This window comes from Saccharopolyspora rectivirgula DSM 43747, assembly GCF_000497205.1.
Taxonomy (GTDB): domain Bacteria; phylum Actinomycetota; class Actinomycetes; order Mycobacteriales; family Pseudonocardiaceae; genus Saccharopolyspora; species Saccharopolyspora rectivirgula.
The window spans coordinates 19,054-30,889 of sequence record NZ_AYJW01000014.1 but is presented as its reverse complement, the minus strand read 5'-3'; the positions used below and the strand labels follow the sequence as shown (position 1 = coordinate 30,889).

At 68.2% G+C, this 11,836-nt stretch carries 9 protein-coding genes; 3 read left to right on the top strand and 6 right to left on the bottom strand.

Annotation, left to right across the window (positions count from 1 at the left end; translation table 11 throughout):
- Nucleotides 1-81 precede the first annotated feature (81 nt).
- The 3 genes from SREC43747_RS0106135 to aspS form a co-directional block, all read right to left on the bottom strand.
- Nucleotides 82-681, bottom strand: a complete 600-nt coding sequence (locus SREC43747_RS0106135) for a carbonic anhydrase (protein ID WP_029720272.1) — start codon at nt 679-681, stop codon at nt 82-84.
- 780 nt (nt 682-1,461) lie between these two features.
- Entirely contained in the window at nt 1,462-2,679 is a 1,218-nt protein-coding gene (locus tag SREC43747_RS0106130) for an aminoglycoside phosphotransferase family protein (RefSeq protein WP_029720271.1), read from the bottom strand.
- A gap of 336 nt (nt 2,680-3,015) precedes the next feature.
- The gene (gene aspS, locus SREC43747_RS0106125) at nt 3,016-4,800 is read right to left on the bottom strand and encodes an aspartate--tRNA ligase (RefSeq protein ID WP_029720270.1); all 1,785 of its coding nucleotides are present in this window, start codon (nt 4,798-4,800) and stop codon (nt 3,016-3,018) included.
- A 492-nt stretch (nt 4,801-5,292) separates the two neighbouring features.
- Between aspS and SREC43747_RS0106120 the strand changes: the two genes are divergently transcribed.
- Both SREC43747_RS0106120 and SREC43747_RS0106110 read left to right on the top strand, forming a co-directional pair.
- Complete coding sequence (locus SREC43747_RS0106120) at nt 5,293-6,318, top strand: hypothetical protein (protein WP_029720269.1); 1,026 nt, start codon at nt 5,293-5,295, stop codon at nt 6,316-6,318.
- Nucleotides 6,319-6,761: 443 nt separating this feature from the next.
- Nucleotides 6,762-8,150, top strand: coding sequence for a YibE/F family protein (locus tag SREC43747_RS0106110; protein WP_236623050.1), 1,389 nt, complete (start codon nt 6,762-6,764; stop codon nt 8,148-8,150).
- 22 nt (nt 8,151-8,172) lie between these two features.
- On the opposite strand, the gene SREC43747_RS0106105 is transcribed toward SREC43747_RS0106110, so the two are convergent.
- From SREC43747_RS0106105 to SREC43747_RS0106095, 3 genes are read right to left on the bottom strand one after another with little or no spacing between them, the layout of a single operon-like run.
- Complete coding sequence (locus tag SREC43747_RS0106105) at nt 8,173-8,811, bottom strand: hypothetical protein (RefSeq protein ID WP_029720267.1); 639 nt, start codon at nt 8,809-8,811, stop codon at nt 8,173-8,175.
- A complete protein-coding gene (gene hisS, locus SREC43747_RS0106100) occupies nt 8,808-10,079 on the bottom strand; it encodes a histidine--tRNA ligase (RefSeq protein ID WP_029720266.1) in 1,272 nt (423 codons plus the stop codon). The genes SREC43747_RS0106105 and hisS overlap by 4 nt, the downstream gene beginning before the upstream one ends.
- A 17-nt stretch (nt 10,080-10,096) precedes the next feature.
- The gene (locus SREC43747_RS0106095; RefSeq protein ID WP_029720265.1) at nt 10,097-10,780 is read right to left on the bottom strand and encodes an MBL fold metallo-hydrolase; all 684 of its coding nucleotides are present in this window, start codon (nt 10,778-10,780) and stop codon (nt 10,097-10,099) included.
- A 222-nt stretch (nt 10,781-11,002) separates the two neighbouring features.
- Between SREC43747_RS0106095 and SREC43747_RS0106090 the strand changes: the two genes are divergently transcribed.
- The gene (locus tag SREC43747_RS0106090) at nt 11,003-11,830 is read left to right on the top strand and encodes a peptidylprolyl isomerase (RefSeq protein WP_029720264.1); all 828 of its coding nucleotides are present in this window, start codon (nt 11,003-11,005) and stop codon (nt 11,828-11,830) included.
- The last annotated feature ends 6 nt before the right edge of the window (nt 11,831-11,836 follow it).

The following is an 11,836-nucleotide window of genomic DNA, read 5'->3' as shown; positions in this document are numbered from 1 at the left end:
GAAGAAAGCACGCCGAAGCAGACCGGCTACCGACGAGTAGCCGGCGGTGGTGCGCGGAATCGCGAAATCAGCGGCCCTGGATCACAGCGGCAAGAAATCGCCGTTCTCGTCGTCCTGCGGGCACTGGTACACCAAGCCGGTGTCTATTTCGTAGAACCAGCCGTGCAACTGCAGCAGCCCCTGCTCCACTCGAGCTCGGACGAACGGGTACTCGCGCAACGTGCGCAGTTGGTTCAGCACGTGCTGCTTGCTCTCCGCCCGCACCGCCGGGTCGGTCAGCTCGGCCCCGTCACCCGAAGAGCTTATCCCCAACCAGTTCCGCATGGCGGGCAGGCTCTCCAGCCCGCGACCGGCCAGCGTCAGCGCGGTGACCGCCCCGCAGTGGGAATGACCGCACACGACGATGTTGGGCACCTGCAGGATCTGGACCGCGTATTCGATCGTGGCCATCTCGCTGCTCGGCTCGTAAGGCGTGTATTCGGGAACGACGTTCCCGGCAGTGCGCAATTCGAAAAGGCTCCCCGGAGGAGCATTCGTCATGTGCGCTGGAATCACGCGGGAATCCGAGCAGCAGATGAAAAGAGCTTGGGGGTTTTGACCGGCGGCCAACTGCTGCCGCAAGTCCTGAGAAACCGCGCCAGCATATTGCCGGGCGTGCCGCACAAGGCTTTCGAAATCCATGGCTTCCTCGCTTCAGTTGAATAACGGAATTCGGTCGGCTCACGCCCGACTTCCTAATTCCGGAAAACCTGAAGCGAAGCCTGTCTGCTCCGGTTCCGCTTCACCTCTCCCGCCGCGACGTACCGCCAACCGACCGCCGGCTCTTGGCAGCGTTCCCGCCCGGAGAACGACCAGCTGTCACGCAAAGGCGTGAATTCCTCGACCCATCGCCGAACAGCAGGAGCGCACCGCCGTTCCCGAGAAGTCTCCTCCGCTCGGTGCTTGCTGATCTCGTGCTCTTGCACCGACGAAACCGACTTCTGGCTCACAGCGGCGAGCGACTGGGCAGGAACCACCAGGCCGAGCAGCGCAGTGAAGAGCAGGAAGAGCCCCGCTCGCCACCATCGCCGCCTACCTAGCACCGATCCCTCCTCAAGCGCAGCCCGCCCATCCGGCGACCTTGACGGCAGCGGGAATGAATAGCACGCGGTCAACTCGGTTAACCGGGATTAACCGGAACTCTTGATCGCCATTATGCACTGGCTCCCCGCGCGCGCACAACAGGATCACCCCGCACAGTCGGGCCAATTCACCCGCCGAGTTCGCGCTTTCCGCCACAACACCAGCTCCACCCCTGGTGAATGCCCCACACAACACGCATTCAACAGGAAAAATGTGATGCAAATTACCGAAATGGGATAATGCGCATCTCAATATATGGCCGGTCGCGCAGAAGAATGCGATCGCAACGGATATCCGGCAGCGGCGCTGGCGCGACCACCACCGCCGCACTTCCGGATCTCAATCCTCACTGGTGCGGAACGCGGGGTAGCGCACCAAGTGCAGCGCTCCCGCACCGAACCGGTCCACCAAGGCCTCGACCAAGGTCGACGCGTAATCCGCTATCTCCTGGGCACCGGAGGACTCGGCATCGGTGCGCAAGCGCCGCCAACGGTCCACCAGCGCGGTGCTGCGCCGCGGGGACGGCATGTGCAGGGCGATCGGGCGGTCCGACTCACCCGTGCGGGGCAGGAACCACCAGGTCGAAACCCACACCCACAGCAACTGCGCGCTGAACAAGCGGGGCAGCAGGACCTCGTCGTCATCGAGCTCCGGCCACACCGACGCGACCTCCGACCGCCAGGTCGCCAGCATGCTCTCCGCCAGGTTCTCCGGCAGCGCGTACGAGCACCACGAGGACGGGAACGGATACTGCAAGTACGCGGCGTCCAGCGTGACATCCCGGACGCAGCCCCACTCGAAGTCCAGGAAACGAACCCCGGTGCTGGTGACCAGGCTGTTGTCCGGGCAGATGTCCGACGGGCTGAACGCCTGGTGGCGACCGGCCTGCAACAGCTCGGCCGCCTCGGTCAACCGGTCCAGCACCGCGCGCGGGGTCCGCACCTTGAGCGTCTGCTCGAACAGCTCGGGGAGTTCGGTCAACGACCGGACGATGTCGTCGGCGACCGGATCGGTCCACGACTTGGCGCCGAGCCGGCGCATCAGCGCGTCGAAGTCGGCCTCGCAGCCGGCCGTGGTGCGGTGCAGCCTGCCCAACGCCCGAGCCCAGGCGAGCAGTGCCCGCTCGGCCACCCGCGGGTCGTCCTCGAACAGCACGTCGGCCAGCGTCGCGCCCCGGCCGAGGTCCTCCAGCACCAACAACCGCTCGCCGGCGTCGTGCGCTATCAGCTCCGGCCCCACCCGGGCCTCCGGGGGCAACGCGGTCGTGAGCTGGCAGCTCGCCGCTTCGTGCGCGAACGGGTCGGAACGCGCTTGTTCAGGACATGCGCCGTAGTGCTTGACCACGAGAGTTCGCGGCAGTTCGAACGGGGACTCCGCAACGCGGACCCGCATCACGACCGAGCGGTCGCTGCCGCCAAGATCCTCTGCATCCGCTAGCCGAACCGGTGCTCCCGTCCGCTTCCGCAACACCGCTTCGGCGGCCCCGACGGTGTCGGTGACCTCCGAGCTCCCAGGGACACGGACCTCCGGGGGACCGGTGGTGATCTCCACACTCATCGTCTCCTGACACTACCCCCAGCATCCGAACCTGAACGGGCATGACCGGTCAAGTAACGCGCAGACCGCAGCCACCCCGTGACCAGCAGTCGTGTTCTGCACGCGGCTGCCGCCGCGGTCATGGGCTACCCGGTCCCGCGCCAGCTTCTACACCTTGACGGAACGCGGCGAGGAACAGGTTGCACCGCGGCGACAATCCTGCAACCGCAGTCGCACAACTGGAGAACGCCGCAGGCCCGCGAGCAGTTCTCCCCGCCACCCGTTCGGCTCAACGAGCGGTGCGCGGCGCACCCGCTTCCGGGCGATCACCGCCGCGCACCGCTGCGGAGCAGCAGGTCAAGCTTTCCCGCCCGGCTTGGCGGCCGGCTGCTTCACGTCCACTCCAGCTTCCTTGCGCTGAGCGGCGGTGATCGGCGCGGGAGCACCGGTGAGCGGGTCGTAACCAGCACCGGTCTTCGGGAAGGCGATCACGTCCCGCAGGGAGTTCGCACCGGCCAGCAGCATGCAGATCCGGTCCCAGCCGAACGCGATGCCACCGTGCGGCGGCGCGCCGTACTTGAACGCCTCCAGCAGGAAGCCGAACTTGTCCTGGGCCTGCTCGTCGGAGATCCCCAGGACGTTGAACACCCGCTGCTGGACGTCAGCCCGGTGCACACGGATCGACCCGCCGCCGATCTCATTCCCGTTGCAGACGATGTCGTACGCCGCGGCCAGCGCCTCACCCGGGTTCTTGTCGAAGTCCTCGATCCACTCGGGGGTGGGAGCGGTGAACGGGTGGTGCACCGCCGTCCAGTTGCCGGAACCGACCGAGACCTCTTCGCTCTCGCTGGTCGGCTCGAACATGGGCGCGTCCACCACCCAGACGAACGCCCAGGCGTCGTGGTCGATGAGGTCGCAGCGCTCGGCGATCTCCAGCCGGGCGGCGCCGAGCAGCGCCCGGGACGGCCCCGGCTCGCCCGCCGCGAAGAACACGCAGTCACCCGGGTTGGCCCCCACGGCCTTGGCCAGACCGGACCGCTCGGCTTCGGAGAGGTTCTTGGCCACCGGGCCGGACAGGGTGCCGTCCTCCCCGACCAGCACGTAGGCGAGCCCCTTGCCGCCGCGCTGCTTGGCCCACTCCTGCCAGGCGTCCAGCTGGCGCCGCGACTGGCTGGCCCCGCCCGGCATCACCACGGCACCGACGTACGGCGCGCGGAACACCCGGAACGACGTGTCCTTGAAGTACTCGGTCAGTTCGACCAGCTCCAGCCCGAACCGCAGGTCGGGCTTGTCGGTGCCGTAGCGGGCCATCGCGTCGGCGTAGCTGATCCGCGGGATCGGCCGGGGGATCTCGTGGTCGGCGAGCTCCTTCCAGATGGCCGCCAGCAGCTCTTCGGTCAAGGAGATGACGTCGTCCTGCTCGACGAAGCTCATCTCGAGGTCCAGCTGGGTGAACTCCGGCTGCCGGTCCGCCCGGAAGTCCTCGTCCCGGTAGCAGCGGGCGATCTGGAAGTACCGCTCCAGGCCGCCGACCATCAGCAGCTGCTTGAACAGCTGCGGCGACTGCGGCAGCGCGTACCAGTTGCCCGGCTGCAGGCGGGCCGGGATCAGGAAGTCCCGCGCGCCTTCGGGGGTGGACTTCGTCATGGTCGGGGTCTCGACCTCGACGAAGTCGTGCCCGTGCAGCACTTGCCGGGCCACCCGGTTGAGCTCGCTGCGCATCCGCATGATCCGCGCCTGCTCCGGGCGGCGCAGGTCCAGGTACCGGTACTTCAACCGGACCTCTTCACCGACCTCCAGGTGCTCGTCCAGCGGGAACGGCAGCGGAGCCGACTCCGAGAGCACCTCCAGGGAAGTGGCGGTCACCTCGATCTCGCCGGTGGGGATCTCCGGGTTCTCGTTGCCCTCCGGGCGGCGGACCACTTCACCGGTGACCCGGATGCAGAACTCGGCGCGCAGCCGGTGCGCCAGCTCGGCCATCTCGCCCTCGCGGAACACCACCTGGGCGACCCCGGAGGCATCACGGAGATCGATGAAGATCACTCCGCCGTGATCGCGACGACGCGCCACCCACCCGGCGAGGGTGACGGACTGCCCGGCATGACCGGCGCGAAGCGATCCGGCCTCGTGCGTGCGCATCACGGGTACTGAGCTCCTCTTCTGCGACAAAGCTGGCTGGCTTACTCCGACGTCCTGCAAGGGGCCGCGTCCGGGAAGGACAGCAGACTGACTCCGAAGCCAGGACTCAGGCCATCAAGGCTATCCAACGCGCCCGAAGGCGCCTCGAGCAGGCTTGGGCTGCGCGGCGCCCCCGCTTTCGCCGGAACCGGGAACCGGGAGCGCCGGGCGCGCGTCCCACCCGAGCAGGGAAGCCACGACCGGCCGCTCAGCCGAGGACCGCCTGGCGGCCATTTGGCTGATACCGAATTCGAGCAGTGCGGCTCAGTATTTACGTGCTCCGCAGCCGGACGGGGGCGCATTGCCCGATGACCCTTTGGAGGCGGCAATTAATGCTCTAATCCAGATCAACTGCACCGCAATGGCTTAAAACACTTTTCCGATCTCGGTCGTTGCACCAGAAAGAATCACTGCATAGCTTAGTTTTCCCGGATCCGGTGGACACGAGGAGTAACAATGAGCGGCCCTGAAGCCCGAGCTCACCCGATCACCCCACCCACCACGGTCACCGAAGACAACGACCAGCCCAACGCCCTGTCCGAGGAATTGGCCGAGTTGCTGCGCACCGGCCCGTTCGAAGCCGCCCTGCGCGCGGCCATCCGAGCGAGCCGGTTGAGCCTGGAACGCATCCAGCACCGATTACGGCAGCGCGGCACCCCCGTCAGCATCACCGCGCTCAGCTACTGGCAATCCGGTCGGCGCCGCCCGGAAAGGCCCGACTCGCTGCTGGCCCTGCGGCAACTGGAACAGGTGCTCGGGGTTCCCGACGGTTCGCTGTCCGCGCTGCTCGGTCCACCGCGCCCGCGCGGCCGCACCCGGCAGGCCGCCGCGGAAGCGCCACCGCTGAGCGCCCTGTGGTCGGAGCACGAGACCGCCGCGGAGCTGCTGACCCAGATCGACACCAGTCACGACAGCAAGCTGACCCGGCTCAGCCACCACGACGTGGTGCACGTCGACCAGCACGGCAAACTCCGCAAGATCCGCACGCACAAGCTGGTGCGCGCGGAAGCCAACGGAGTGGACCGGTGGATCATCATGTTCGACGGCGCCTCCTCCGCCGAGACGCCGCCGGTGATCCGCCCCATCCGCTACTGCCGGCTCGGCCAGGTGCTCACCGACCACGCCCGCGACCTGGTGGTGGCCGAGCTGCTGTTCGACCGCACCCTCGCCCGCGGTGAGACGCTCCTGCTGGAGTACGAGATCACCGATCCGCCCTCGGGCCCCAACGAACCGGAGCACAGCTTCTGCCGGTTGTTCCGGCTCCCGGTGCGGCAGTACGTCATCGAAGTGCAGTTCGACCCGACGCATCCGCCGAAGCACTGCGAGAGCTACGTCGGCGACACCTCCACTCGGGAAGTGGAGCCGCCGAAGCCGCTCGTGGTGGACCGCTACGGCCGGGCCCACGCCGTCGCACTGGACTTCGGCCTGGGCGTCTTCGGCGTCCGCTGGGAACCGGAAGACCACCCGACGCACGCGAAATAACCTGGGGTAGCGGACTTCGGACACGGAGAGTGCACCCGGCTCGGGTCCGGCTCCCTCCTGCCCGAAAAAGAATTGGCTCCCAGAACTGGAATTCGCCCTGGCGTCATATCCGGTTAATAAATTTGACTTAGTGGTCACGGGCCAACCGCCCACGAGGCCGTTGGTCGCGCACCGCAAACCGAAGCGGATTCGCGCGAAAAACCGCGGTCATTCCGCGCCCGACCAAAAATGAAAACGGAATTCAATTCGGCCGCTGCCAGCAACCGGCGATCCCGGCTCCTGGAGCGGCCCGCAGCAGCCCGGTCCCGACCACTCCGGCGATCCGCTCCCCAGCCCTGCCGCCCGCAGGTCCCCGACCAGCGAATCGAGCACGCTCGGCGACCAGTCGTCGAGACCGGCCACGGGAGGCGCAGCAGTTGATCACCCGGGCCGATAATTGACGGGTGACCGACCGCCAACGGCCAACCCGCAACCCCGCTCCCGGCAAGCAGACGAAGCGCCGCAACGCTCCAGCGCACGTCGGACACGGGCACGGGCACGGCCACGGGCACGGACCCGCCGAACCCGCGTCCGCGCCGGTGCGGCGAGCCGTGGCCATCGCGTTGATCCCGTTCGCCCTCGCCGCCGTCATCGGCATGGTCCTGCTGTACCCGTTCGGTCACCACGCGCGCAGCGGGGCCGACCTGGGCCTCGGACAACACCCGGTGGACGCGGAAGTCATCGCCGCCGCTTCCTCCTCCTGCACCAGCGGCGCGGAGGGCCCCGGGGAATGCCTGCGGTTGACCCTGCGAATGCAGAACGGGCCCCGCCCCGGGCACACCATCCAGCAAGTGCTGCCCACGGACCCGGCCACCCCGAAGTTCTCCGTGGGAGACGAGATCGTCCTCAGCTATTCCGGCGCCGCCCCCGAAGACCCCGCCTCCTACCAGGTGGTCGATTTCCAGCGCGGCACTCCGCTGCTGGTGCTCGGACTGGTCTTCGCCGCCGCGGTGCTGCTGCTGGGGCGCTGGCAAGGGCTGCTCTCGCTGATCAGCCTGGGCCTCACCGTGGTGGTGCTGATCGGTTTCATCCTGCCGGCCATCCTGGCCGGCGAAAACCCGCTGCTGGTGGCCATCACCGGAGCCGGGACGACCATGTTCGCGACGCTCTACCTGTCCCACGGGTTCTCGGTGCGCACCTCCACCGCGGTGCTCGGCACCATGCTCAGCCTCGGCCTCATCGGGCTGCTCAGCAGCACGTTCTCGGCCACCACCAAGCTGACCGGGCTCGACGAGCAGACCACCGACCTCATCGGGGCGCTCAACACCCCGATCGACGCCCGCGGACTGCTGCTGGCCGGCATCGTGATCGGCGCGCTGGGCGTGCTCGACGACGTCACGGTCACCCAGACCAGCGCGGTGTGGGAGCTGCGGAAGGCCAACCCCGACCTGAGCTGGCGCCAGCTGTACTCCTCGGGGCTGCAGATCGGGCGGGACCACGTGGCTTCTTCGGTCAACACGCTCGTGCTCGCCTACGCCGGAGCCGCCCTCCCGCTGCTGCTGGCCTACACCCTCTCCGACCGCACCTTCGGGGAGATCATCAGCACCCAGGCGGTGGCCCAGGAACTGGTGCGGACCCTGGTGGGCAGCATCGGGATCATCGCCGCCGTGCCGATCACCACCGCGATCGCAGCAGCCGTGGCGGTCCGAGAACGCCCGAGCAGCACCAAGAGCGCGCGCGAAACCCCGCAGAACAGCAAAAGCGGCGACTCCGTCGCTGAACGGGTCAGCCGAGCCGCCGCCTCGAGTGCTGAAACCGCGACCATGCGTCCGCGGCGTCACATAGCCAAGTGAATCTTAGCCACCGCCCCCGCGATCAGTTCTCGAGCGCAGCGACGAAACTGGCCACCGCATCCGGGCGGAGCTTCTGCGCCATCCGCCCCTCCGGCGCCGAAGCGGCCAGCTGGTGCAGCGGGCGGTCGGCCGCGGCGTCCCCCCTCGCCTCAGCGCGGAGCTGGGCCACCAGCAGCTCCGAGAGCACCAGCGCTTGAGTGCTCCCGGTGCTGGCCAACGCATCCGCCAACCGGCGCAGCTCGAGCACTCCGAGCTCGCGCCCACCGGTCCCGGCGTACATGGCCAGCGCAACCGCGATGGCCTTGCCGCTGGGCGGGCCCGCGACCAGCAAGTTGACCGTCCGCACACCGCGCATGTCGGTCACGAAGACGTCCAGCTGGGTGGCCTCCTTCAGCTCCACCCGCTTGCTGCCGAGGGTGCGCACCGAGATCTCCGTCCCCGACAGCCGGGTCGTCTTGCGCTTCTCCCCAACGGCCAGCAACAGCAAGGGGGATGCGACGACCACCGCGGTGATCGCGAACCCGAGCGGACCGGCGAACAGGCCGACGACCCCACCGGCCGCCAAGGCGAGCACGACCGCCGTGATCACCACGTTGCGCGCCCTGGTCTTGCGGATCCGGGCGTCCAGCAGATCGAGCTCGACCGGTTCCACCGCGTTCACCACCGCTGCTCCGCCACCGCTGCGCGCACGCTGTCCACCACGTCGTCCAGCGGAACCTCCCGCTGCTCACCACTGGCCAGTTCCTTCAACTGCGCGTTGCCAGCGGCGAGGTCGCGTTCCCCGAGCACGAGCGCGAACTTCGCCCCGGAGCGGTCCGCGGCCTTCATCGCGCCCTTGAGCCCCTTGCCGCCGTAGGCGAGATCGACCCGGATCCCAGCGGCCCGGAGCCCGCCCGCCACCGAAACCAGCCGGCGCTTGGCCTCCGCGCCGAGCGGTACGCAGTAGACATCGCAGCGCCCCGGTTCCCCGAGCGACAGGCCCTCCGTCTTGCAGGCCAGCAAGGTCCGGTCCACCCCGAGGCCGAACCCCACACCGGAGTACTCCTGGCCACCCAGTTCGGCCATCAGGCCGTCGTACCGGCCACCACCGCCGATCCCGGACTGCGCACCAAGTCCATCGTGGACGAACTCGAAGGTGGTCTTGGTGTAGTAGTCCAGCCCGCGCACCAAGCGGGGGTTCTCGGTGAACTCCACACCGAGGTCGACCAGGTGCTCCTTGACCTGCTCGTAGTGCTCCTTGGCCTCCGCCGACAGGTGGTCCACCATCAGCGGCGCGTCCGCGAGCATCTCCTGCACTTCCGGGCGCTTGTCGTCGAGCACCCGCAGCGGGTTGATCTCGACCCGCTGCTTGGTCTCCTCGTCCAGCGGGAGCTTGCGCAAGAACTCCTGCAGCTTGGCCCGGTACGCCGGGCGGCACGTGCTGTCCCCCAACGAGGTCAGTTCGATCCGGTACCCGGTCAGGCCGAGCCGCCGGTAAGCCTCGTCGGCGATGGCGATGACCTCCGCGTCCAGCGCCGGATCGTCGACCCCGATGGCCTCCACCCCGACCTGCTGCAGTTGCCGGTACCGGCCCGCCTGCGGGCGCTCGTAGCGGAAGAAGGGGCCGCTGTAGTGCAGCTTCACCGGGAGTTGACCGCGGTCCAGGCCGTGCTCGATCACCGCCCGCATCACCCCTGCGGTCCCCTCCGGGCGCAGCGTCACCGACCTGCCGCCGCGGTCGGTGAAGGTGTACATCTCCTTGGTGACGACATCGGTCGACTCGCCGACGCCACGCGCGTACAACGCGGTGTCCTCGAACATCGGCAGCTCGATGTAGCCGTACCCGGCTCGCCGCGCCGCGTCCGCCAACGTCTCGCGCACCGCGAGGAATTCCGCGGACTCCGGCGGGAAGTACTCCGGGATGCCTTTCGGGGCGGTGAAGTTACTCATAAGCGGTGGTTCAGTCCTCACGCAGTAGTGTCTGGTTCCGGCAGATCCTGCAGGAACGGATTGCCGGAGCGCTCACGCCCGATGGAAGTGCTGGGCCCGTGCCCCGGCAGCACCACGACGTCGTCGTCCATGGGCAGGATCTTGCTGCTGAGCGAGCGCAGGATCTGCCGGTGGTCGCCGCCGGGAAGATCGGTGCGCCCGATACCGCCCGCGAAGAGCGTGTCACCCGAGAACAGCAGCTTCCCGCCCTCCTCGGTCCGGGCGGCGAACACCACCGAACCAGCGGTGTGCCCCGGGGTGTGCGAAACGTCCAGCTGCAGTCCAGCCAGCTCCAGCGCCATGCCGTCGGCGAGGTCGTGAACCTCCTTCGGCTGCTCGATCGCCAGACCGTCCCCGAAGAGCTGGCGGCCCATCGGCCCGAGGGCCGCGGCGGGATCGGCCAGCATGAACCGGTCAGCGGGGTGGATCCACGCCGGAACACCGTGCTCCAGGCACACCTGGCCAGCGGAGAAGACGTGGTCGAAGTGCCCGTGCGTGAGCAACACCGCTTCCGGCGTCAGCCGGTGCTGCTGGAGCCGTTCGGCGAGCGCGGGGAACGCGTCCTGACCGGGATCGATGACGACGCAGGGCTCGCCCTCGCCCCGCGCGAGCACGTAGCAGTTGGCCTGCAGCGGTCCGACCGGGAAACCCAGGACAAGCACGAAGTGCGACCTTTCGTAGACGAGCAGTGGACCCGGCAGGGTCGATCCTCCCTAGATTATCTCCCAGCTCAACTGGAGGAGCCGCGGCTGCACCACCGGCACAACGGGACGCTCGCTCCCCGGTGTCTTCTCAGGTTCTCTCAGCTTGATCGACCACCGCACCCCATAAACTCCGCCACAACGGCAACCAGGCATTCCGGCAGGACACTGGGAGGAAGCAGATTGCCCAGCAACGAGCAGCGCCGCCAAGCGGCCAAGCAGAAGCTCGAACGCCAGCTGCAGCGGCGGGAACAGCAGGCGAAACGCCGCCGGACGATCACCGCTGGCGTGACCATCGTGGCGGTGGTGGCGCTCGTGGTGGGGATCTTCCTCTTCACCCGCAGCGGCGACGACTCCGACGCCTCCCCCACCGCGCAAGGCCCGAAGACCACTCCCGGACCGTGCAGCTACACCGAAACACCTGAGCAGCAGGCCGCGAAGCAGGTCGACATGCCGGACGACCCCGATCCGACCCCGGCCCAGGGCACGGTCGAGGTGGCGCTGGAGACCAACCAGGGGACCATTCCGCTGACGCTCGACCGCGCGCAGGCGCCGTGCACGGTGCAGAGCTTCCAGCACCTGGTGGAATCGGAATTCTTCGACGACACCGAGTGCCACCGGTTGACCACCACCGAAGGCCTGCAGGTGCTGCAGTGCGGTGACCCGACTGCATCCGGCAGCGGCGGCCCCGGGTACTCGATCAAGGACGAACCGCCGACCGACCTGGCTCCCGCCCCGGAGCCCTACGGGCAGAGCGGCGCGGTGGTCTACCCGCGCGGCACCCTGGCGATGGCCAAGTCCAGCCAGCCCAACAGCGGCGGCAGCCAGTTCTTCATGGTCTACGCCGACTCCTACCTCCCGCCGGAGTACACCGTGTTCGGCACCATCGGCGAACCGGGTCTGCAGGTGCTGGACAAGATCGCCGAAGGCGGCGTGGAACCGGTCATGGGGCCGGGTGACGGCAAACCGGTCCAGCCGGTGCACATCGAGCGAGCGGTCGAGAACTCCTGACCGGGG

Excerpts from the sequence above, each read along its gene's own strand:
- SREC43747_RS0106135 (WP_029720272.1), bottom strand. The coding sequence starts at position 681 with ATGGATTTCGAAAGCCTTGTGCGGCACGCCCGGCAATATGCTGGCGCG.
- SREC43747_RS0106130 (WP_029720271.1), bottom strand. The coding sequence starts at position 2,679 with ATGAGTGTGGAGATCACCACCGGTCCCCCGGAGGTCCGTGTCCCTGGG.
- SREC43747_RS0106120 (WP_029720269.1), top strand. The coding sequence starts at position 5,293 with ATGAGCGGCCCTGAAGCCCGAGCTCACCCGATCACCCCACCCACCACG.
- hisS (WP_029720266.1), bottom strand. The coding sequence starts at position 10,079 with ATGAGTAACTTCACCGCCCCGAAAGGCATCCCGGAGTACTTCCCGCCG.